This is a genomic window from Serratia sp. TSA_105.2, assembly GCF_052692115.1.
On the sequence record NZ_JBQZFT010000003.1, the window covers coordinates 479,404 to 502,264 of the forward strand.

Consider the following 22,861-nt stretch of genomic DNA (forward strand, 5'->3'; position numbering starts at 1 on the left):
ATAGGGGGCGGCAGCCTTGCCGCCCGCGGTTGAACTACATGCGGTAGATGCCGCCGTTGATGTCGAGGGTGGCGCCGGAGATGAAGCCGTCGTACTCCGCCGCCAGGAAGGCGATGGCGCGCGCCACGTCGTCCGGCGTGCCTGCGCGGCCCAGCGGAATAGCGCGAACGGTTTCCTCCGCCGATGCTTGGGTGGTGTGGCGATTATGGAAGCGGGTGCCGAGGATCAGGCCGGGTGCCACCGCATTCACCCGGATGCCGTATTCGCCCAGCTCCGCTGCCAGCGAGCGCGTCCAGGTGAGCACCGCGCCCTTGGTGGCGGAATAGACCAGCGAGCCGGAGTGCCCGCCGGCGCGGCCGGCCTGCGAGGCCAGGTTGACGATGCTGGCGCCGTTTGCCGCCTTCAGGAACGGCAGAGCGCTCTGGGTCACGTTCAGCATGGTGGTCATGTTCACGTCGATCACGGTTTGCCAAAAGGCGCGGTCGATCTCGCCCAACCATTTGCGCCCGACGATGCCGCCGACGTTATTGACCAGAATGTCGATGCCGCCGAGAAACTCGGCGCCGGCCGAGACGCAGCGCAGCGTTTCGTCGGTATCGATGAGATCGGCGTAGCCGTAAGCGGCCTTTTGCCCCAATGAATGGGCCAGCGCCACCAGCGCTTTGGGGCCGCTTTCGTCGCTGTGATAGTGAAAATAGATGTCGCAACCGGCCTTGATCAGCCGCTCTGCGGTGGCGCGGCCGATGCCCTGTTCCGCCCCGGTGATAAAGACCTTTTTGCCCGCAAGATCGCCCATGATTGACTCCTTATTGTTCGTTAAGCATTGATGACGCCTTCACGCTGTTTCGCGCAGTAGAAAATGCAGATCAACCCGGTGGCCAGCAGGCACGAGGCCAGGAAAAACAGCCCTGGTGCGCTGCTGCCGGTCAGATCGTTCAATACGCCCACCGCATAAGGCGCGACGAAGCCGCCGATATTGCCGATGCAGCTGACCACCGCCAGCCCGGCGGCCGCGGCCGCGCCGGTGGAAATGTTGGCGGGCATGGATAAAAACGGCGGTACGGCGGTGTAGATGCCGATGGCGGCGATGCACAGGAACGACAGCGCGACGAGCGGATCGTATTTAAAAAATGTCACCGCCCCCATCAGGCCGATAGCGGCGACCACCATGCTGAGGCCGGCGAACACGCCAAGCTTTTTGGTTTTGCTGGCCCACAGGCTCCACGGGTACACCAGCAGCGCGGCCAGGCCGTAGGGAATGAGCGCCAGCAGGCTAACGCGGAAGATATCGCTGCCGGAAAGGGCGGTAATGATCGACGGCAGCCAGGTGCCGAAGCCATAAATGCCGCACACCATGCCGAAGTTGAGCAGCGCGTAGAGCAGGTATTTCTTGTTTTTAATCCCTTTCAGGAAGTCGCCCAGCGTGATTTTAGAGCCGGATTTGGAGCGGCCGGCGTTGCTCATCAGCCAGGCCTTTTCCTCCACGTTCAGATAGCCGACGTCCTTGGGCGAGTTCTTGATCAGGAACGGGATCAGCAGGCCGATGACGATCGGCGGCAGCCCTTCGAGGATAAACAGCAGCTGCCAGGGGGCGAACCCGAACCAGTCATGCTGAATATTGAGAATAAAGCCGGAAATCGGCGAGCCGACGGCGTTGGACAGCGGCTGGACGATGATGAACATGCCGAGAATTTTGGTGCGGTATTTTTCCGGGAAAAATACCGTGAAGTAATACACCACCGAGGGAAAGAATCCGGCTTCGCACACGCCCAGCATAAAACGGCAGATATACAGCTCCAGCGGCGTGCGTACAAAACCGAGCAGGGTCGCGAAGATGCCCCAGGAAATTAATATTCTGGCGAACCAGATGCGCGGGCCGAATTTAATGGTGCCGGCATTGCTGGGTATTTCAAACAGAAAATAGCCGATAAAGAAAATCCCGGAGGCGAAGCCGAAGGCCGAGGCGGTCAGGCCCAGGTTATCCTCCAACGCCTTGGCGGCGTAGGCCATGTTATTGCGATCGAGAAAGGCCAGGAAATACAATAAAATCATGAGGGGGACAATATGCAGCGTCAATTTCCTGATAGCGCTGCGCTCAATATCCTGCGGCTTGCTTATTTTCATTTTGATATTTCCAATGTGGTTAATCGGAATAATAGAGGCCCGGCCCATAACCCTGAGCTGAACGTTAAATAACGGCACGACGCTGATTCATTGAGGCGCGGGCATCCCTTAAGCGCGACGGCCTTTTCCTTTGTTTTTGGCTGACACCGATCCGGACGATGCCGCTGCGCATCGCCTGGGAAGACGCTGTTATTTCAGTTAGCCGGCGGCTTTGACCGAGCGCCGGCTGATGACCGTCGGCGGGAAGAGAAACTCGCCGGGCGGTTGTGAATCACTGTTGATGCGGCCGATCAGGCGCTCGACCATCAGCTGCGCCATCTCCGCCAGCGGCGGCCTGACGGACGTCAGCCCCGGTTCGGCCAGGCCGGCCAGCGCGATATTATCGATGCCGATCACCGAGATGTCTGCGGGTACCTGGACGCCGGCGGCGCGCACCCCCACCATCAGCCCGATGCCCAGCGCATCGTTAATCGCCACGATACCGTCCGGGCGCGGCGTCAGCGCGAGCACGCGCGGCGCCAGCGTCAGCCCCAATTCAAACATTTCCGTGTCGCCGTAGGCGCTGTTGGCTTTGCCTTCGATCACCCGTTGGCGTTCGCTAAGGCTGTGCCCCAGCGCACTCAGAAAACCGTCGATTTTGTGGCTGCGCCCGACGGTGAGCGTCGCTTCGGTGGCGAACACGATGTGTCGGCAACCGCGTTCGAGCAGGTGCTGCGCGGCCAGGCGCCCGGCGGCGACATTGTCCATCGATACGCTGTCGAACAGCGGGGTATCGATGGCTGCCCGTTCGGGAAACGGATTGTCGTAGCTGACGATCTTCATGCCCCGCTCGGCGGCCCGGACAAAATGAGTCTGGCGAATGTCGCTCGCCGCCACGATGATGCCGCGCACGCCATGTAGGAACATATCGTCGATAAACGCGGCCTCTTCCTGTTCCTGGCGGTAGGCGTTGCCGAGCAAGACGCGGTAGCGGTGAGCCCGCGCCGCACCGTCGATCGCATGCGCCAGCGCCGAAAAGCTCGGGTTGACGATCGACGGCAGCAGCAGGCCGATGATCTTGGCCTGCGGTGCGGGCACCGCCGCCGCCCGGGCCGGCCGATACCCCAGGGTCGCCATCGCTTGTTCGATGCGTTCACGGGTCTGCGCGCTCATCTGGTGGCTGCGGTTGTTCAGCAGGTTCGACACGCTGCTGATGGAGACGCCGGCCAACCGCGCGACATCACGAATATTTGCCATTTGCCGATACCTTGCTGCCTGCCGTTAGCCTGCAATCTATAAGGGAAGCCGGCCGCAGGCAAGCCTCAACCGGGGCGCCGCACGCATGGGATTGCGCATTTGTGAGAGTCGTCAGGCGACGGCCGCGTTGTTTACTAAACAGTAAGGCGGGGCGGGAGGTTATGCCGAGATGGGGCAAATGTCCGGCGGTGTCTCAGCGGCCTGCTGGCGGAATTTTCCCGGCGTCAGGCCGAAGTGGCGGGTGAAGGCTTTATGCAGCGCCACCTCCGACGAGTAGCCGGCCTGTTCGGCGATACGGCTCAGCGGCAACGCCTGGCGCGCCAGCAGCCGGGCCGCCAGCTGCATGCGGATGGCGGTGAGGGCCTGCAGCGGCGTTTGCTGCGTGACTTGACGAAAGACGCGGGCGAAGTTGGCGCGCGACATATGGGCCCGTTCGCTCAGTTCCACCAGCGTCCAGGGGTGTTGCGGGCGGCGCAGCATCTGTTCAACCACATTGCCCAACTGCGGATGCAGCAACGCGGCGACCAGATTGCCGCTCTGATTCGGCTGGGCCAGCCAGGCGCGGATCGCCAGCGCGAACAGCAGCGCCATGGTCTGGCTGACAATGGCGTTGTACCCCTGGCCCTGTTGGCTGAACTCATCGCTCAGCAGTTGGCCGGCCGCCTGCAGCAGCGCCAGCTGCCCCTGTTGGCGGCTGTTGAACAGCAAACATTCCGGCAGGCTCGCCAGCAGCGGCGATGCGCTGTGCGGCAAGATTTGCACGCCGCACAGCAGGTGTGTGGCGCTGTCGGCCCCCTCCGGCAGCAGGCGGTGGGCGGAGTTGTGCGGCAAGAACAGCAGGCTGCCTTGCTCCAGCGGTACCGGGCAGCCGCCGGGGATCTCCAGCCGACAGCTGCCCGCCAGCACCATGTGCCAGCGGATCTGGCTCCACTCCCCGGCGGCATGCGGCGAGCGCCATTCGCCGCTGAAATGGCAATCGCGCGCCACGTAACCGCGCATGTCGTTAAGCATCAACAGTTGGCTGAGCGGATCCATTTTGAGACTCCTGGCTAAGAAGCTGATTGTTTCGGCAATGGGCCGGCGTAATACGAAGCACTAAGATCGGTTCGATAGTGCAGCGGTGCGGAGGGCGCCGCTGCGATGCATGAGTTATCAATGACATGGAGCCGGTAATGAAAATACTATTCTTTCTGAGCAAGGGCGACAAGCTGGGATTAACGCTGATTCGCCTCAGCATCGCCATCGTTTTCTTATGGATTGGCCTGCTCAAATTCATCCCTTACGAAGCGGACAGCATCACGCCGTTCGTCGCCAACAGCCCGCTGATGTCGTTTTTCTATGACATGCCGCAGGACTATCAGGCGCACCTGACGCACGAAGGCGAACTGAACCTCGACGCCCGCGCCTGGCAGCAGACCAACAATACCTATGGCTTCTCCAACGGCCTGGGCGTGGTGGAGGTGGCGATCGCGCTGCTGGTGCTGGCCAACCCGTTCTCCAAATGGCTGGGGCTGTTGGGCGGCATGCTCTCCTTTTGCACGCCGCTGGTGACGCTGACCTTTTTGATCACCACCCCGGAGGCCTGGGTGCCGGCGCTGGGCGATGCGCATCACGGCTTCCCTTATCTCTCCGGCGCCGGGCGCCTGGTGCTGAAGGACACGCTGATGCTGGCGGGCGCGGTGATGATCATGGCGGATTCGGCGCGCAGTGTGCTCGAGAAACAGTGGCGGGGGAAGGTCGCATGAGCGTCATGAACCGGGCCGTGGCCGGCAGCCTGATGATGCTGGCCTGTTCTGCAGTGGCGGAGGGGACGATGGGGCAAGAAACCCGAACGGTAGAGAGCGCCTACGCTTATCAGGAAACGCGTCAGCGCATTATCAGCACGGCCGAGCAGAAGGGCGTGACGCTGTTTGCCGAGTTCGATCACGCCAGAGCGGCGCGTGAGCATAATCTGACGATGCCGCCCACCACGGTGCTGGTGCTGGGCAACCCGCTGGCGGGCACGCCGCTGATGCTGGCGCGGCCGGCGTTGGCGCTGGATCTGCCGTTCAGGGTGCTGATTGCGCAAGACGAACGGGGCAAAACGCAGGTCAGCTACCACCCGGCGGAAAGTCTGAAGCGGAGCGCCGGGGCCGACGAACGACAGATCGCGGCGCTGAGGCCGCTGGAGCGGTTAGTTGAGGCCGCAATACGCTGATTGACCGGCGATGAACATCACGAGACGAGGCGACACAATGTACGATTATCAAGCGATTATCATCGGTTTTGGCAAGGCCGGCAAAACGTTGGCAGCCTTTCTGGCCGGGCAGGGATGGCGCGTGGCGATGGTGGAGGCGTCGGCGCAGATGTATGGCGGCACCTGCATCAACATCGGCTGCATCCCGACCAAAACGCTGGTGCACGATGCCGAGCTTCACGGGCCGGGCGAACAGGCGTTCAACCAGGCGATGGCGCGCAAGCGGCAGGTGACCGGCCTGCTGCGGGAGAAAAACTATCAAAACCTGGCGGGGCTTGAACAGGTCACGGTGATCGACGGACAGGCGGAGTTTATCGATCCGCACCGCATCAGCGTGCAGGGCGCCGCGGGAACGCAGGTGCTGAGCGGCGAGCGCATCTTCATCAACACCGGGGCCGTCAGCCGCCGGCCGACGATCGACGGGTTGGATCGTTCGCAGCGGAGTTACGACAGCACCGGCCTGCTGCAGTTGACGCAGCGGCCCGCGCGGTTGGGCATTATCGGCGGCGGTTATATCGGGCTGGAGTTCGCTTCGATGTTCGCGCAGTTCGGCAGCGCCGTGACGGTATTCGAAGAGGCGGGCGCGTTGCTCGGCCGGGAAGACCGCGATATGGCGCAGGCGATACAGCAAATCCTGAGCGACGCCGGGGTCAGCTTCACGTTTAACGCCGGCGTGAAGCAGGTGCGCGATGTGGAAGGGGGCGTTGAGGTGGTGCATCAGGGCGGCGTGCAGTCGTTCGATGCGCTGCTGGTGGCGGCCGGGCGCGCGCCGAACACCGCCGGCTTGCAGCTGGCGCGCGCCGGGGTTGAGACGGATGAGCGCGGCGCCGTGCGGGTGGACGCGCAGCTGCGCAGCAGCGTGCCGCATATCTGGGCGCTGGGGGACGTCAACGGCGGGCCGCAGTTTACCTATATCTCGCTGGACGATTTCCGCATTGTGCGCGACAGCCTGTTCGGCGCGGGTAAACGCAGCACGGCCGATCGCGGCGCAGTGCCTTACTCGGTGTTCATCACACCCAGCTTCTCGCGCATCGGCCTCAGCGAAGATCAGGCCCGGCAGCAGGGGCGCGACATTAAGGTCGCCACGCTGCCGGCGGCGGCGATCCCGCGCGCCCGTGTGCTGGGCGACACGCGCGGCCTGCTGAAGGCGGTGGTCGATGCGCAGACCGGCCAGATCCTCGGCGTGGCGCTGCTGTGCCGCGATGCCCACGAGATGATCAACATCGTCAAAACGGCGATGGACGCCGGGCTGCCCTTTACCCGGCTGCGCGATCAGCTGTTCACCCATCCGACCATGAGCGAGTCGCTCAACGATCTGTTTGGGTTGATAGGGTAAAGCGGGGCGAGAGGGGCGGCGCAGATGAGTGAGATCTGCGAAGCACCTCTCGTTTATCGCCCTTCGGGGCGGCGGGTTCTGTACTATTGTTTTCTCTTTGCGGCACGTTCCAGGCCGATGGGGCGCTGGGCGCAACGGAGATCACAGATGAACAAACGGGAATTAGAAAGCGCGATTGTCACCGATTTTTCCAAACGCATGAGCTACGGCGACTACCTGTGCCTGGACTCGCTGCTGGACTGCCAGCACCCGCTCTCCAACCCGCCGCATCATGACGAAATGCTGTTCGTGATACAGCACCAAACCTCCGAACTGTGGATGAAGCTGATGCTGCACGAGCTGCGGGCGGCGGTGCGGCTGGTGCAGCAGGACAAACTCAGCCACTGCTTCAAAATCCTTGCGCGCGTCAAACAGATCCAGCGGCTGCTGTTCGAACAGTGGGCGGTACTGGAAACGCTGACGCCGTCGGAATACGTCGAGTTTCGCGACGTGCTGGGCAGCTCGTCGGGCTTCCAGTCGCACCAATACCGCTCGATCGAGTTCCTGCTCGGCAACAAGAATGCGGCGATGCTGGCGGTGTTCAGCAGCGATGCGGAAAAACACGCCGCGCTGAAGGCGATCCTCGAAGCGCCGAGCCTGTACGACGAATACTTGCTGTACCTGGCGCGCCACGGCCTGCCGATCCCGCAGGAATGCCTCGAGCGCGACTGGACGCAGCCCTACCAGCGCAACCCGGATCTGCTGCCGGCGTTCAAAGTGATCTACGACAACCCGCAAACTTACTGGGAAGCCTATGAAATGGCGGAGAAGCTGGTGGATATCGAGGAGAGTTTCCATCTGTGGCGCTTCCGCCATATGAAAACGGTGGAGCGGATCATCGGCTTTAAGTCGGGCACCGGCGGTTCCAGCGGCGTCAGCTTCCTGAAAAAGGCGTTGGACCTGACCTTTTTCCCCGAGCTGCTGGACGTGCGCACCGAAATTGGCGCCTGAAATAACGTGGGAGGATAAGGGCGATGAGCGTGAGGATTATCGATAAAGCGGCGGAGAAGGTGGTGGGGGTCAGAGTCGTGGGGCCGTATCCGCAGACGATCCCACAGGGCTCGCAGCAACTGCTGGCATGGCGGCAGCGCCACGGCGTGCCGTTCGGCAAATGGCTGGTGCTGTATTGGGACGATCCGGCGGAAGTGGCGCCGGAAAAGCTGCGTGCCGACGTGGTGATGAGCGTCGCGGACGATTTTACGCTGCCGGCGGGCAGCGAGGGCGTTACCGTGCAGACGCTGCCCGCCGGGCAGTATGCGGTCTACCACGTGCGCATCAGCGATGGCGACTTCGAGCGGGTGTGGGGCGAGTTCTACCAGAAGCTGCTGCCGGCCAGCGGTTACCAGCCTGTTGAGGGGGTGAGCTACGAACACTATCTCAACGACTGCGAAGCCGACGGCTATTTCGACCTTGATATTTACCAGACGGTGAAGAAGTGGTGAGGGTGGGTTAATGCGAGGGAAGGCTGAATCGATGAACGGTACAGATTCAGCCCGTTGTTTTGACTCAACGTCGGTGACTTTGCCGCCAGCTCATTCACCTCGTTGCCAAAAGGGGTTACAGCGGCAGCCGGTTTAGCCGGCGCCGCTGCCGCTGCCGCCGCCCGAGAGGCTGCGTTAACCGGCTTTCCCGGCGTACCACTTGGCTACTCTTTAGGGAACAGCTGATCGACGGCGCTCTGGATCGCCGCCTGATGGCCGCCGCCCGGTGCGGCGGTGCGAGCGGCGCCGCCGGGCTGGTTGAGATCCAACTGGCCGCCGGTATTGATCTCTCCGTCCTCTTTCACCGTGATATTGAAGCTGGTGCCGGTGATGTTGATTTGGCCGTTCGCCAGCAGCTCGATCACGCTTTCGCCGCATTCCAGCCGCAGCGATTCGCCGGAGCCGAGGGTAAAGGCGTTAACCACGGCGTCGCTGCGGGTTTTGCCGGTCAGCGCGGAGGCATCGCCTTTGACGCCGGTGGCCTGATTGAGCACCACCCGTTTGATCTGGTTGCCGCCCACCAGGTGGGTGTGGTCGTTATCGATGGTGTGGCTCTCATCGTTTTTGACCTGGGTGTCCATGTTGCGTTCCGCCTGGATCCACACCTGTTCGGCGCCGGCCTTGTCTTCGAAGCGCAGGGCGTTGGCGTTTTCGGCGGTGCCGTCCTTGGTGCGGCTCATAAAGCCCATCTGGGTGGCGGCGGCCGGCAGCGCCCACGGCGGCATGCTGGCTTCGTTATAAACGCGCCCGGTAACGATTGGCCGATCCGGATCGCCGTTGATAAAGTCCACCACCACTTCGTCGTTGACGCGCGGGATCTGCACGCCGCCGTAGCCCTGACCGGCCCAGGCGCTGGAGACGCGCACCCAGCAGGAGCTGCCGTCGTCCTTCGGCCCGAAGCGGTCCCAGTGGAATTTCACCTTGATGCGGCCGTATTTGTCGGTCCAAATCGATTCGCCGGCCGGGCCGACCACCCGGGCGGTCTGCGGCCCGTGGGTTTTCGGCCAGGTGGCCTGCTGCGGCGGGTGCCAGGGCACGTCCGCCGGCAGCACGATGAAGTCGATACGGTGTTCGCTGCTTTGATCGTCGCCGCTGGCATAGCGGTTCTCTTTCAAATGGTAGTTGGCCTGTAGCGTCAGGTACTCGCGGTTGTCATCGGCGTGCGGGGCGTTATACAGCGTAAAAGTGCTGCCGGGAGCGATGCCCAGCGCGGTGGCGGTGCCCCGGATCTGCTGATGCTCGGCCTGCCAGGCTTCCTGGCGCACGCGGGCGTAGAACTCCCCCTGCTGATGCTCGGTGTAGCGGCCCGGCCAGTCGTAGACGTCAATCTGCCCCGGCGTCGGCGAGACCGGGTTTTGCCGCGCCTGGAACAGCCAGGCGTTCGGCTTGCGGAAATCGTAGTCGTCCAGGCTGTAGATGCCCGGCGTGACGCGATCGGACAACGTCCACTGGCTGATGCCTTCCTCGCTGGTGCTACCGCCGGACGGCGTCAGGTGATAGGGGATCATCTCATAGCCGGGATAGGGCTGGTGGTGGTGGGGCGCATCCCCGAGCACCAGCGTGTGTTTGCCCATCTCGTGTTTGAAATAGTAATAGATGCCCTCCAGCTCCATCAGGCGGCTGATGAAGTTGAAGCTGCTTTCGTTGTACTGCACGCAGTAGCCCCACAGGCGATAGTCGCCGGTCAGCTGATCTTCCAACTGCACGTTGTGCTCCGCCAGCAGGGTCTTGACGATCTGCGGCACCGTCTGTTCCTGAAAGATGCGGAAATTGCGGTCCTTGGTCATCGGCCACAGATCCGGCTGCACGTGCAGGTTATACACCGCGTAACGGGTGCCGCCGATCTCTTCGCTGCTGACGGCGATGGCGGTGATCTTGCCGTTCAGGTAGCGCGGGGCGCTGAGAAAGCCCTGAGTCGGGATCTCCAGCGTCAGCGGTTGGCCGAGCAACGCTTTGCGATCGAGCCGCGCGTCGGTGCTCAGTAATTCAATAGAGAAGTCGAAAGGGGTGGAAAGCGCTTCGATGCCGTCCAGTGAGCGGAACAGCAGCTGCTCCTGGCCCAGCGGCGTGTGCGCAATAATGCGATCCAACATGAGAACGTCCTCTGTGATTGACGTCGTGTTCTGCTTACCCCAGCGTTGCAGCGGCCTTGCCGCGAGGCCAATGAGGGTGGGCAGCGGTGCGTCAGTCTCATGAAATAGGGGAAACCCCGCCGCGGCGGGGCTTCAGAACGGAATTAACCGGCGGTGGCCGGATTGACCAGCCAGGTGCCGGCGGTGTCGATGCTGAGTTGCTGCCGGCGGAGCCGATCGTTGTGGCGGATCTCCAGCTGATAACGTCCCGGCGCCAGATTCAGGCTGGCGAAGCCGTTTTCACCCGGCGTTACCTGCTGCGGCTTGCCGTCGAGGCTGACCTGTTCGCCCGGCTGCAGTTTGAAGTACACCAGCGCCACCGGCTGCGGTGGCGGCGCCGCCTTTTCTGGTTCCACCGGCGCAGATGGCGCGGTTTGCGGCGCGCTCGGCTGCTCTGCCAGGGTTTTCTGCGCCGGTGACGCCTCGGTATTTTGCGCTACGGCCTGGGTATCGTCCTTGCCGCCGCTCAGCCAGGCGACGGCGCCGATCACCAGCAGCGCCGCGACGCCGGCGCCGGCCATCATCGGCCGCGAGAATTGGGTGCTGCGCGCGGTAACGGCGCCGGCGGCTGCGGCTGCGGCAGCCGGATTGGCGGCGACCAGCAGGTTCTCCGGCGCGGCGGCCGGAGTGCTGATGATTTCGTTCTCATCGGCGATCGGCAGATGCAGCAGTTCGGCCATTTCATCGATGGTCTGCGGGCGGTCTTCCGGCTTCAGCGCCAGCGCGCGGTCGACGGTGCGCAGCAGCTCCGGGGAGTAACCGGCGGGGCGGCGCTCGGCCAGCGGCTGATAGCTGTCTTCGATGCTGCGCACCACGCTGACCGGCGGCGGCGAACCGACGATCAGCGTGTGCAGCACGGCGCCCAGCGCGTAGATATCGGTCCAGGGGCCCTGTTCGCCGTCGCTGTTTTCGGTGTACTGCTCGATCGGCGCGAAGCCCGGCTTCAGCATGATCTCCGTTTCGTCCGACAGGTTACCGATCTCTTTGCGTGCCGACCCGAAGTCCAGCAGCACCGGCAGCTGGCTCTCCTGGATTTGGATGTTGTCCAGCGAGATGTCGCGGTGCAGGTAGCCTTCCTGATGGATGGTGTTGATGGCGCTGAACAGCGGCGGCAGCAGCCGACGGATCCACGCCTCGTCGATCTTCTCCGGCTGCTGCGCCTGCAGGTTCTTCAGCGTGGTGCCGCTGTAAAACTGGGTGCCCATGTAGGCGGTGCCGTTCTCTTCCCAGAAGCGCAGCACGTGCAGCAGGCCGGGGTGCGAGAAGCGGGCCAGCAGGCGCGCCTCTTGAATAAAGCTGTTCAGCCCGGCCTGGAAGGTTTTGCCGAAACGCTCGCCGCGCAGCCCGATGCTGAGATCGTCGTTGCGTTTCGCCAGCGAGGTCGGCATGTATTCTTTGATGGCGATGGTGCGTTCCAGTTGGTGATCGTAGGCGCGGTAGACGATGCCGAAGCCGCCTTCGCCGATCGCTTCTTGGATCTCGAATTCGTTAAACCGATAGCCGCTCGGCAGGCTGTTCGAATTCGGTTTGGTTATCCCGGTTCCCGACATAGTGATGACTCTCTGTGTTCAAAGGGCCGCCGTTTCGGCGGCCGCGGCGTTATGCCTGAAATTGACAAATGAATTCGTGGTTCTGCAGCGCGATATGCAGTTGGCGATAGCGCTGGTCGTTGGCGCTGCCGGTCAGCAGGGTGTGGCTGATCTGCGGCAGCAGGGTGTTGGTCAGGATGGCGTCAACCATGCGGCCGCCGGACTCCACCTCGGTGCAGCGGCTGACGATCTGCTCGATGACCGCGTCGTCGAAGGTGCAGACGATGTCGTGATTCTCCGCCAGGCGACGCTGGATGCGCCCCAGCTGCAGGCGCACGATGTTGCCCAGCGTGGCGTCGGTCAGCGGGTAATACGGCACCACCAGCAGGCGGCCGAGCAAGGCTGCCGGGAACACCGACAGCAGCGGCTGGCGCAGCGCGCCGCTCAGCGCCTCCGGCTCCGGCAGCAGTTCCGGATCGCTGCACAGCCCGGCGATCAGATCGGTGCCGACGTTGGAGGTCAAGATGATGATGGTGTTGCGGAAATCGATATGGCGGCCTTCGCCGTCCTCCATCCAGCCCTTGTCGAACACCTGGAAGAAGATTTCATGCACGTCCGGGTGCGCCTTCTCGATTTCGTCCAGCAGCACCACGCTGTAAGGTCGGCGGCGCACCGCCTCGGTCAGCACGCCGCCTTCGCCGTAGCCGACATAGCCCGGGGGGGCGCCTTTCAGCGTCGAAACGGTGTGCGACTCCTGGAATTCGCTCATGTTGATGGTGATGACGTTCTGCTCGCCGCCGTACAGGGTTTCCGCCAGCGCCAGCGCGGTTTCGGTCTTGCCGACGCCGGATGGCCCGGCCAGCAGGAACACCCCGACCGGCTTGTTCGGATCGTCCAGCCGCGCCCGTGAGGTGCGCACCCGGCGGGCGATCAGATCCAGCGCATGGCGTTGGCCGATCACGCGCTGGTTCAGGGTGTCGGAGAGTTGCAGCACCGCCTCAATCTCGTTTTTCACCATGCGGCCCAGCGGGATGCCGGTCCAGTCGGCCACTACCGCCGCCACGATGTTGGCGTCGACGGCGGCGAAGATCAGCGGCGCTTCACCCTGCAGCGCGCTCAACTGCTGCTGCAGTTCGCCCAGCTGGGCGCGCAGCGCGTCGGCGTCAGGGCGCGCCTGCGTCTCTTCTTCAGTAGACACTTCTTCCTGCCGGTGCAGCTGGGCGCGCAGTGTGATGATCTCTTGGATCAGCGCCAGCTCCTGCTGCCAGCGGTCGGTCAACTGTTCCAACTCCTGGCGCAGCGCGACCAGTTGGGCTTCAATCTCCTGCGGGCGCAGGGGATCGCCGATGCCCACCTTGGCCTCGCGGCGGGCGATATCCCACTCTATCTGCAGCGCATCGATGCGGTGGCGGCAGTCTTCGACCTGGGCAGGCTCGGCGTGTTGGCTGACCGCCACGCGCGCGCAGGCGGTATCCAGCAGCGCCACCGCCTTGTCCGGCAGCTGGCGGGCAGGAATATAGCGATGCGACAGCCGCACCGCGGCGTCTACCGCTTCATCCAGCAGCAGCACGCGGTGGTGTTGCTCCAGCGGGCTGACGGTGCTGCGCAGCATCAGCAGCGCTTTGTCTTCGCTCGGCTCGTGTACCTGGACTACCTGGAAACGGCGGGTGAGCGCCGGATCCTTCTCGATGTATTTCTTGTATTCCGACCAGGTGGTGGCGCCGAGGGTGCGCAGCTGGCCGCGCGCCAGCGCCGGTTTCAGCAGGTTGGCGGCGTCGCCGGTGCCCTGGGCGCCACCGGCGCCGATCAGGGTGTGAATTTCGTCGATAAACAGGATGATCGGCGTCGGGCTGGACTGCACTTCGTCGATCACCGCCTGCAGCCGTTTTTCAAACTCGCCTTTGACGCCGGCGCCGGCCTGCAGCATGCCGATGTCCAGCAGGCACAGCTTCACGTCGCGCAGCTGCGGCGGCACGTCGCCGGCCACGATGCGCAGCGCCAGGCCTTCCACCACCGCAGTTTTCCCGACGCCGGCCTCGCCGGTCAGCAGCGGGTTGTTCTGGCGGCGGCGCATCAGGATATCGATGATTTGCCGGATCTCTTCGTCGCGGCCGGCCACCGGATCGATCTCGCCGTTGCGCGCTTTGGCGGTCAGGTCCTGGGCATACTGCGCCAGCACGCTTTCACCGCTGCGCGGCGCGCCGGATACGTTCTCGGCGCTGCTTTCCGCCGGCGCATCCTGGGCGTTTTCCGCCGAGTGAGCGGTGATGGCGGCGAACTGTTCCATCAACAGATCGGCGTTGATGCGCTCGAACTGCGGGGAAATGGCCTTCAGCAGATGGCGCAGGCTGTAGGTTTTCAGGATGCCGAGCAGCAGGTGGCCGCCGCGAATGCGCGCCGCGCCGAATTTCAATGAGCCATAGACCCAGGCACGTTCTACCGCGCTGTCGATGTGCTCGGACAGATCGGAGATGGCGCTGGCGCCGCGCGGCAGGCGATCGAGCGCCTCGACGATGTCGCGCGCCAGCTGCGCCTCGTCCAGCGCGAAGTGGCGGACGATCTGCTGCAGATCGCCGTCCGGCGATTGCATCAGCTGATGCAGCCAGTGCGCCAGTTCGACGTAGGGGTTACCGCGCAGCTTGCAAAACGCCGTCGCACTTTCCAGAGAGGTGAATAACAGGCTATTCAGTTTGCCAAATAATACCGAGCGGCTGATTTCAGACATGGTTTTCCTCAGGTCTTAGAGTGGCCTGGCGCCGCAGGGCGCCGGCCGAAATAGGGTCAGAACGGATTTTCCAGCGGTTCAGGGCTGAAGATCAGATCGTCGAGATCGCGTTGCCGCCGATCGTCGGCCAGCCAGCTGCTCAGGCCCAATCGCTGCGCGCCGCCGAGCTGGAGGCCGTGCGCCTGTTCCTTCGCCAGGATCAGACGGACTTCCCAGACGAACTCGATGCCCAGGTATTGGCGCACCCAGTCGCGCAGCTGCCGGCACAGATCGGCGCCCGGAAGGAAGCGGTCATAGTCCCGCTGCGGCATTGGCCCCAGCTCGATACGGAATTTGTGCTGAATATCGCGCACCGCGATGCCGAGAAAGGCCGACTCGCCGAGCCGCGGCGCACCGCGCCCGGCCTTGAGCCGCGCCTGCTCGCGCGGCTCCACCCGCAGCCAGTGCGGCACGTTCTCGACGATGCGCACCGGCACCTTGAAATACTGCTGCAAAATCTTGCTCAGGCCTTCCGGATCGCGGCTGTGGCGAATCAGATGACCGGCCATAAAATGTTTGGCGTGGGCGTTGATGCTGTCGCGTTCCTGCTGCGCCGGCTGGCCGATGCCGATCAGGCTCGACAGGTACTCGTCGAAGCGCCGGTTGTCCGGGCGATCCAGCGATACCGTCGGCTGCGCGTCGGCCCAGGCGCGGTAAAACAGCAGCGTCAGCCGGTGATGGAACAGGTTGGTGAACGCCAGCAGGGTGGTGTCCTGATGGTGGTACACCCGTTCGCGTACGTATTCGGTCAGGTGCAGCGGCAGCGGCCCGTTGGGGCCGAACAGGCCGAAGCTGAAGATCGAGACGTCGTGCAGCGGGCTGTTGGCGCGGGGCGCCACCTGCGCCAGCGTGGAGGGCGCGAACGACAGCGACGGCTCCTGGCCCAGGCGCAGCATTTCGTGGCGCGGCAGCGGCGCGCGCCCCAGCAGGTAGGGTTGACCGCCCTGGGCATCGATGCGGCGCAGCAGCTGAAACAGATCGTGCTTGTAAGGCGCGCTGCGCAGCCGCGGCCAGAAGTCGTCCGGCAGGCGATACAGCGCGTTGATCTGCGGCGGCGCCAGTTCGGTGGCAATCATCTCCGCGCTCATATCAGCGTCCTTTTGCCCATGCGCGCCTGCCAGTGGGCGATTTCGCCGCGCTGCTGGCTGGAGAGCGTCATCTCGGTGAAGGTGTTCATCGCCACCAGGCGCGAGAACAGGCGCTCCAGCACGCTGCCGAGCAGATAGGGGCTGTTGCCGGAGAACGCCTGCTCATCGACCGTCAGATCGATGGCGATGCCGCGCGCGAACACGATGGGGCCCGGCTCCGGCACTCGTCGATAGACCGGTCGCAGGTTGCAGTGGCGCACGCCCTGAATTTGTTTGGCGATCGCCGGTTCGCTCAGGTTGCCGTACAACCCCATCAGTTGGCGCAGGCTGGCGGCGCCCTGTTCCGGATCGCCGTCCATCATGCTGAGGTAGTTCAGCTGCAGCTGGCTGATCAGCCGCCAGGTGATCATCCCTTCGGCCAGCGCCGGGCGCGGCGGAGTGGGGCCTTTGCGCAGCGAGACCTGTTTGATCGGGATAGAGTCGGGCATCACGAAGTTGCCCTGATCCTGTTGCAACAGCATCAACGGCAGGTCGCGGCTGGTGCACAATACGTCGGCGGTGAGGTATTTCAGATCGCTGTGCCACGGCGATTGCCGCTCGTCCACCAACGACACGAACACTTCCGAACCGGCATAGCCGGTGCGGGTGCCGTAGCGGCGGGCGTGCTCCGACAGCGTACGCTGTTCGCGCCGCAGCGAGAAGTAGGCGCCATAGTTGCCGTCGTCCGCGCTCAGGGTGCTATAAAACGGCCGAAACTCTTGCTCGTAGCGTTTTTCGCTGGCGCTGCCGCCGAGCCGCTGCACCGAGAACACTTCGTAATCCAGCGGCCGGATATTGTCGACCACCAGATGGTATTCGTGGTTTTTTTCGTTGATCGCGATGCGTTCGGCGACCTTCGGAAACAGGTTGATCACCGGCGTGCAGTGCAGCGCCAAATGGGCGGCGTCGACCACCCGTTCCAGCGCGGCGTCGTGCCGATCCAGCAGCACCACGATCTCGAACTGGCGCAGCGCCTTTTTCCCTTCGCGCACGCTTTGCAGCAGCGGGCGCAGGCCGTTGACGCTGAAGAACTGGAAGCGCGCCGGGAAGGCGAAGTACTCCTGCAGCAGCCGGTAGCCTTCGAAGTTGCGCAGGTCGTTGGGCAGCAGCGCCTGTTCGGCGGCGAAGCCCTCCTGCCGCAGCCCGTCCAGCGCCAGCGCGCGCCGCTGCGGCTGCGCCTCCACCGTTTGGCAGACAAGCCCGACGCTGTGCTGCATCAGCAGTTCCAGCAGCTGCTGCGCCTGCATGTCCGGCCCGGCCAGATAAAACATCAGTTGGTCCAGCTGCAGGTTGTTGAGCGTCACGCTTTCGTAGCACTCGAGGCGAATGCGCAGTGCGCTGACGCAGCCGCTGTGCTGCAGCCCCAGCGAGGCCAGCGGAATATCGGCCGGAATGCCGCCCAGCTCGACGCCGGCGATGCGCACCGGCTGCAGCGTGACGTCATGGGCGGTGGTGTAGCTGCAGGTGATGCCGCTTTTCTTCAGCGTCTGGCTGTCCATCATGGTGCCGCGCGGCACCACGAAGCCGTTGCTGATGTCGCCTTTGCTGCTGTCCGGCTGCAGCTCGGCGATCGCCATCGACGGCGTCGGCGACAGGTAGTTGGGGTAGATGATCTCCAGCAAGCGCTGAGAAAAGCGCGGGAACTCGGCGTCCATTTTCAGTTGCACGCGCGAGGTGAGGAAGGCGAAGCCCTCCATCAGGCGCTCGATATAGGGATCCGCCACGTCGATGCCGCGCATGCCGAGACGGCCCGCGACCTTCGGGTACTGTTCGGCGAACTCGGCGCCCATCTCACGCAGATAGGCCAGTTCGCGGTTGTAATAATCTAAAAGTTTACTGTCCATCGCCTTACCCTATGTCTTTCAGATCGAAGTGGCCGTTTTCCAGATCCACGTCGGTACGGAACAGAAACTCCAGCGGATAGGGCACGCACCACAGGCGGCCCTTGATTTCGATCGACAGCACGTTGTGCAGCTCCAGCGAGCCGGTGTCCGAGATGCAGCGCACCTGCAGCCCCTCGGGCAAAATGCGCGGTTCGAAATGGAGAATGGATTCGGTCAGCGCGCGCTGAATGTCGAGCCATTCGATGTCCGACATGCGCTTGCCCGCCAGCGAGGCGATGCCGTAATTCAGGGTGGAGCGCCGCACCTGCGGAAAATCGCCGAGATCCAGATTGGATTCGCTGTTGACGCAGTTGAACAGCCACTGCAGATCGCGCAGCACCCGGCGGCGCAGCTCGCTGTGTGACACCAGGTTGCGCACCTGTGCTTCCTGCTTTTTCTGCGGTTCGTCGTCGGTCAGCATGTCGAGCAGCACCGGCTGCATTTTGTCGCGCGACGTCAGGCGCTCGCTGTCCTGACGATAGCGATAGCCCTGGCGGCGCAGATCGCCGCCGTCGTAGTGGGGTGGGCGCTTATCGTTCATGTTCAGGCGCTCGCGTCGAAGCTCAGCTGCCGCAGGCTGTGCAGCGGGAATTCGTCGCTTTCGCTGAGCCAGGTTTTCAGGCCCAGCCCCGCATAGTGGGTGCCGTCGCCCAGCGGTTGCCATTCGGTGCGTTTGCCGAGCAGCAGCGCGTCGTCGCTGCCTTCGGCCAGCGGATAACGGGCGGGCAGTTGGCACACCTGTTCGCGGCCGTCGGTGAGGCGCACCAGCGCGTGGCTCCACACCAGATCGATGGCGCTCTGCGGCGCCTGGAACTGGATCGCGGCGATGTCGGCAAACGGCAGCCAGTAGTAAACACCGTTCAGCGCCAGCTCGCACACCGGCCCGAGGCGGCCGTCACCGTCGGTCAGCCAGTCGAAACTCAGTTGCCGTTCTTGGTCGCCTTCGGCCAGCGTTAACCGCCCGGCGCCGGCCGGGGCGGCCTCCAGCGCTTCGTCACGCAGCGCCTGGGCCTGTTCGGCTGCGCCTTGCGCATCCTGATGCAGCGCCTGCACCATCAGTTTCAGCCAGGGCTGATCCTGCCGCAGCAGCGCCGGCGCGGCCGTGCCGGCGAACACCGCCTGGCGTTGCAGCTCGGCGTTGACCGACTGCATCAGCAGCAGCGTGGTCGGTTGGGCGATTGGTTTCAGCGCCTGCCAGGATTTCAGCTGCGCGTTGGCGCGCGTCCAGTTGCCGCTCAGGCACAGCAGTTGCACCAGCGCGGCGCGCAGGTCGGCATCCGCCGGTTTTCCCTTGATCTCGTTTTCGACGGCGGTGATGGCCGCGCCGATCGACTGGCCTTGCAGCATGCTTGCTAATGATTTCACAGGCTTTCCTTATGATCAGTGAGTGGCGCCGTTAACCGACAGGTAGCTGCCGCTGGCGGGATCGACCCGGTCTGCGGCCAGCTTTTCCACCAGCTTGAAGGTCAGCGGAGCGGGGGCGCTCAGCAGCGGTTGCCAGGCGGTTTGCGCCTGCTGCAGGCGCTGTTTGACCTTGTTCTCGTCGGCGGCATCGACGCGCGGTATTTCAACGATCGCTTCGCCGTTGAACGCCCAGGCGTGCAGCTTCGGTTCGAAGCTCAGCAGCAGGAAGCTGCCCGGCGCCTGCGGGTTACCGCCCAGAACCAGCCGTTGGGCGTTGGCGCTGACGACGGTCAGCGCGCGATCGCCGCCGTTAATCTGCGCCAGCGGATAGCCCTGCAGGAACCACAATGTCGGCGAGAGGGTTTGGCCGCCCTGTTGCAGCGTGACCGTGCCGCTGCCCTGCAGCCAGCCGTCCTCGCCGCAGCGCAGCGCGTCGCCGGCGGGAATGAACAGCGCGCCGCCGTTGGCGTCGTCATGCCAGAAGGTGCGGAAGTGGCAGCCCTGCGGCAGGCTGAAACGCTGAGGCGGCGCGGTGTCCGCCTGCGGAGAGGTCACGGCTACCGCCGCAGGGATCGCCGGCGGCGGCGGGGTCTCCGGCTGCTCGACGGCCTCCTGTTTGACCACCGGTTTCCAGCCGCGCGCTTTGGCGGCTTCGCCGCTGGCCAGCTTTTCACCGCGCTTGTCGGTCAGCGTCCAGGGCAGGTGGCCGGCTTTCGGGCACTGCTTTTCCAACAGATTGCCGACGCGCGGCAGAAAGTCGTTCAGCACCGCCGGATCTTGGCTTTGCGCCGAGACGATGCGCAGCGGGATGCTCTTGCTGCACCAGCTTGCCGGATTGCTGTTTTTGACGTCATCGATAAACACTTCCAGCTTCTGGCTGGGGGAGTAAACCAGGCGATAGTTCATCGCCTGCGCGGTCGGTACCGCCATCAGGGCGACGAGCCCCGGCATCCAGTATTTCATAGTGAACCTTGCTGTGAATGTGCGCCGACTCAGTCGCGAGTCAGAAACCGTTCCGCATCCGCCAGCGAATGCAGCAGGGTGGTTTCCTGCGGTGAGCCAATCCAGACGGCGATAGCGCTGTAGTTATCGCTGTTATTGTTTTTCTTCCATGCCTGCTGCATCAGGGCGATCCACTCGCTGGGGGAGTTGACCATGTGCAGCGACTGTTCCAGCTCGGCCTGGCTGAAGCTGTGCCAGAAGCCGTCGGTGCATAGCAGGAAAACGTCGCCGTCTTCCAGCTGCAGCACGTCGCTGTAGGTGGCGTCGCGCTCTTCGTTCAGCCCCAGCGCGAAATACAGCAGGTTGCTGTTGATGCCGTTGGTCTGATAGCCGGCGTCCTGCATCTGCTGGATCAGGCTGTGGTCGGTGGTGACGGCATGTAGGTAGCCGCGGCGGAACAGGTACAGGCGGCTGTCGCCGGCGTGCGCCCAGTAGGCCAACTGGTAATCGCGATCGATAAACAGGCTGACCAGCGTGGTGCCCATCTTGCTGTATTCGTCCGACTGCCGCTGCTGCTGGTGGATGGCGGCGTTGGCGCGCGTGATGTGCTGACGAATGCTCTGGGCGTTCAGGTGCTTTTCGCCGTCGAAGTTTTGCAAAATGGTGTCGCGCGCCAGTTTGGCGGCGATATCGCCGCCCGGAAAGCCGGCGATGCCGTCGCACACCACGAAGCAGGCGGCGCGGTTGCCGAGCACCTCGCCGGTCTGATCCTGGTTGGAGGCGCGGCCGCCCTGGTTGGAGGTAGAGGCTATGGTGATATTCATTACGCGTCCGGTTTGGTCTGTGAGTCTTTGTATTGATTCACTTCAACGTCATAGGCGTGCAGGAAGGCTTCGCCGAACAGGGTGTGGAAATCGTCCTCGATCTCGCCGGAGGTTTGCTGATAGTTCTTCACGAAGTAGTCCCACAGCGCAGCCTTGCGGTTGGCGGGCAGCGACAGACGCGGCGCCACGCCTTCCTTGCGCGCTTCCTCTTCGAGGCGCTCCGGGTTGAACGACTGCAGCATGGCGGCGATGATGGCGCGGATGCCGGCGATCATCCCCAGCTGGTGCGCCTGCAGGTCGATCAGCGCGTCGCGCACCGCCTGCTCCGGTGGCATAAAGCCCGGCATCTGGCTGCCGAACATCTGCATCAGCACCGTTTTGCCCGAAGGCAGCAGCTTGAACGGGTTGTTGGCCTCGTCGAGGATCATGGTCATCTCGGCCTTCACGCCGCGCTTGAGGATCGAGCGGGATGAAAGCAGGGCGACGGTGCCCTGCGAGAACAGGCTCAGCAGGCGGCCGGCCTGGCGGATCTGCCGTTCGTCGAAGTGCGGCTGCGGCTGCAGATCGTCGAGACCGATGCCTTGCAACAGCGCCGTCAGCAGTGGCCCCTCTAAGGTGTCGCCATTCGGCGCGGCGGCGTGCTGCCGCTGAGCGGACTGGTAGGCGACCGGATCGATGCCCAGGCGGTTGCCCTGGCGCGGGCGCGGCGGCTGCGCAGGCGGTTCCTGCTGGTTGAACTGCGGCACGGGTTGTGGCTGTGGCTCAGGCGTTTGCACGGGTGGCGGCGTCGGCTCTGGGCGTGGCGCTTGCGGTTGTGCGGCGATCGGCGGCGGAGACGACGGCGCGGGCGGCTGTACCGGCTCGTCCGGCTGAGCCAGCGGCACGGCGCCGCCCATCAGCAGCCCCAGCGGATCGTTGCTGTTTAGCGTCTCGGGCGACGCGGGAGCGGATGAACCGCCGAACAGCGCCAGCGGATCCAGCTCTTGCTCAGGTTGCTGCGCATTCTGAGCCGGGGTTGCCGGCCGCGCTGGCGCAGCCTGTTCCGCCAGCAGCGCGCTGGGAGTGGTATCGGCCAGGATGTGTTCGCGCTCAAAGGTGGTGTCGGTGTTGAACAGCGCCGCCGGATCGGTTTGCTGCTGCTGCAGCTGGCGCAGATCGACATCGCCCGCCAGCTGTGCCAGCGGATCGGCGGGGTTCAGCTCGCGAGCGGGGGTATCCAGCAGCGGGTGGTTGCCAGGATTGGCGACCGGCGGCGGCGTGACGGCGGCCGGCGCATTCGGGGTAAATTCTTCCACCAGGCTGTCCCAGATTTCGTTGGGGATTGGCGCGGCGGATTTTTCTTTGGCGGCGGCTGTTGGGGCCGCAGCAGCGGCAACGGCGGCGGCCTTGGCCACCGGTTGAGCCTGTGGCGCGGCGTGCTGGTGCAGCGCGCTGACTTCAATCTGGTAATCGTCGATGCCGAGCACGTCGCCGTCCTGCAGTTCAACCTGGCGGCCACGTTCCAGCGGAATGTCGTTCAGCAGCACGCGGGTAACGTTGCCGCGGTTGGTGATGCGGCATTCGCCGTCAGCGGAAATATGCACGATCGCCTGCAGGCGGGAAATGGCGCGCTCTTCGTCCGGCAGCACCAGGTTGTTGTCCACGCTGCGGCCGATGGTGCCGCCCGGCGGCAGAAAATCGCAACTGCTCTGCGGCGGAACCTGGCCGCTTTTATTTTTTACAATGGAAAATCGCATAGGGCATTCCTGCTGATTAGGAGGTAGTGCAATAATTAATGATTCGATCTATGGCTTGCCGAAATTGG

At 63.8% G+C, this 22,861-nt stretch carries 19 protein-coding genes; 5 read left to right on the forward strand and 14 right to left on the reverse strand.

Annotated features, from left to right (window positions below; translation table 11 throughout):
• Positions 1-34: 34 nt before the first annotated feature.
• The 4 genes from ACUTSC_RS13380 to ACUTSC_RS13395 form a co-directional block, all read right to left on the reverse strand.
• Complete coding sequence (locus ACUTSC_RS13380) at positions 35-796, reverse strand: SDR family NAD(P)-dependent oxidoreductase (RefSeq protein WP_049201283.1); 762 nt, start codon at positions 794-796, stop codon at positions 35-37.
• Positions 797-816: 20 nt separating this feature from the next.
• Positions 817-2,052, reverse strand: coding sequence for an MFS transporter (locus ACUTSC_RS13385; protein WP_170310536.1), 1,236 nt, complete (start codon positions 2,050-2,052; stop codon positions 817-819).
• A 270-nt stretch (positions 2,053-2,322) separates the two neighbouring features.
• Positions 2,323-3,360, reverse strand: coding sequence for a LacI family DNA-binding transcriptional regulator (locus ACUTSC_RS13390; protein ID WP_443002621.1), 1,038 nt, complete (start codon positions 3,358-3,360; stop codon positions 2,323-2,325).
• Between the two features lie 159 nt (positions 3,361-3,519).
• Positions 3,520-4,395: a cupin domain-containing protein gene (locus tag ACUTSC_RS13395; RefSeq protein ID WP_197772842.1), complete on the reverse strand. Its 876-nt coding sequence runs from the start codon at positions 4,393-4,395 to the stop codon at positions 3,520-3,522.
• A 137-nt stretch (positions 4,396-4,532) separates the two neighbouring features.
• Here ACUTSC_RS13395 and rclC point away from each other — a divergent pair, with 137 nt between their 5' ends.
• The 5 genes from rclC (at position 4,533) to sbmC (ending at position 8,413) form a co-directional block, all read left to right on the forward strand.
• The gene (gene rclC, locus ACUTSC_RS13400; protein WP_197767975.1) at positions 4,533-5,105 is read left to right on the forward strand and encodes a reactive chlorine resistance membrane protein RclC; all 573 of its coding nucleotides are present in this window, start codon (positions 4,533-4,535) and stop codon (positions 5,103-5,105) included.
• 35 nt (positions 5,106-5,140) lie between these two features.
• Positions 5,141-5,557: a DUF302 domain-containing protein gene (locus ACUTSC_RS13405; RefSeq protein WP_445653405.1), complete on the forward strand. Its 417-nt coding sequence runs from the start codon at positions 5,141-5,143 to the stop codon at positions 5,555-5,557.
• Positions 5,558-5,594: 37 nt separating this feature from the next.
• Positions 5,595-6,932 carry a reactive chlorine resistance oxidoreductase RclA gene (gene rclA / locus ACUTSC_RS13410; protein ID WP_443002620.1) on the forward strand — a complete coding sequence of 446 codons (1,338 nt, stop codon included), beginning with the start codon at positions 5,595-5,597 and terminating at the stop codon, positions 6,930-6,932.
• Between the two features lie 147 nt (positions 6,933-7,079).
• Positions 7,080-7,922, forward strand: a complete 843-nt coding sequence (gene kynA, locus ACUTSC_RS13415; protein WP_049201271.1) for a tryptophan 2,3-dioxygenase — start codon at positions 7,080-7,082, stop codon at positions 7,920-7,922.
• 23 nt (positions 7,923-7,945) lie between these two features.
• Positions 7,946-8,413, forward strand: coding sequence for a DNA gyrase inhibitor SbmC (gene sbmC / locus ACUTSC_RS13420; RefSeq protein WP_197767972.1), 468 nt, complete (start codon positions 7,946-7,948; stop codon positions 8,411-8,413).
• 203 nt (positions 8,414-8,616) lie between these two features.
• Here sbmC and ACUTSC_RS13425 read toward each other — a convergent pair whose 3' ends face one another.
• From ACUTSC_RS13425 to tagH, 10 genes are all read right to left on the reverse strand, one after another.
• Positions 8,617-10,545, reverse strand: coding sequence for a type VI secretion system tip protein TssI/VgrG (locus ACUTSC_RS13425; protein ID WP_197772845.1), 1,929 nt, complete (start codon positions 10,543-10,545; stop codon positions 8,617-8,619).
• A gap of 143 nt (positions 10,546-10,688) precedes the next feature.
• A complete protein-coding gene (locus tag ACUTSC_RS13430; protein ID WP_197767970.1) occupies positions 10,689-12,134 on the reverse strand; it encodes a protein kinase domain-containing protein in 1,446 nt (481 codons plus the stop codon).
• A 49-nt stretch (positions 12,135-12,183) separates the two neighbouring features.
• Positions 12,184-14,838, reverse strand: coding sequence for a type VI secretion system ATPase TssH (tssH, locus tag ACUTSC_RS13435; protein WP_197767969.1), 2,655 nt, complete (start codon positions 14,836-14,838; stop codon positions 12,184-12,186).
• 56 nt (positions 14,839-14,894) lie between these two features.
• The gene (tssG, locus tag ACUTSC_RS13440) at positions 14,895-15,965 is read right to left on the reverse strand and encodes a type VI secretion system baseplate subunit TssG (protein ID WP_048234377.1); all 1,071 of its coding nucleotides are present in this window, start codon (positions 15,963-15,965) and stop codon (positions 14,895-14,897) included.
• Entirely contained in the window at positions 15,962-17,848 is a 1,887-nt protein-coding gene (gene tssF / locus ACUTSC_RS13445; protein WP_038876747.1) for a type VI secretion system baseplate subunit TssF, read from the reverse strand. Before tssF ends, tssG begins: the two co-directional genes overlap by 4 nt.
• Positions 17,849-17,852: 4 nt before the next feature.
• On the reverse strand, positions 17,853-18,428 hold the full coding sequence (locus ACUTSC_RS13450) for a type VI secretion system baseplate subunit TssE (protein ID WP_038876749.1): 576 nt from the start codon (positions 18,426-18,428) through the stop codon (positions 17,853-17,855).
• A 2-nt stretch (positions 18,429-18,430) separates the two neighbouring features.
• The gene (locus tag ACUTSC_RS13455; protein WP_072271002.1) at positions 18,431-19,252 is read right to left on the reverse strand and encodes a type VI secretion system accessory protein TagJ; all 822 of its coding nucleotides are present in this window, start codon (positions 19,250-19,252) and stop codon (positions 18,431-18,433) included.
• Between the two features lie 15 nt (positions 19,253-19,267).
• The gene (locus ACUTSC_RS13460) at positions 19,268-20,254 is read right to left on the reverse strand and encodes a type VI secretion system-associated protein (RefSeq protein ID WP_197767968.1); all 987 of its coding nucleotides are present in this window, start codon (positions 20,252-20,254) and stop codon (positions 19,268-19,270) included.
• 29 nt (positions 20,255-20,283) lie between these two features.
• Positions 20,284-21,057 carry a PP2C family protein-serine/threonine phosphatase gene (locus tag ACUTSC_RS13465; protein ID WP_148874242.1) on the reverse strand — a complete coding sequence of 258 codons (774 nt, stop codon included), beginning with the start codon at positions 21,055-21,057 and terminating at the stop codon, positions 20,284-20,286.
• Positions 21,057-22,793: a type VI secretion system-associated FHA domain protein TagH gene (tagH, locus tag ACUTSC_RS13470; protein ID WP_197767967.1), complete on the reverse strand. Its 1,737-nt coding sequence runs from the start codon at positions 22,791-22,793 to the stop codon at positions 21,057-21,059. Before tagH ends, ACUTSC_RS13465 begins: the two co-directional genes overlap by 1 nt.
• Between the last annotated feature and the right edge of the window lie 68 nt (positions 22,794-22,861).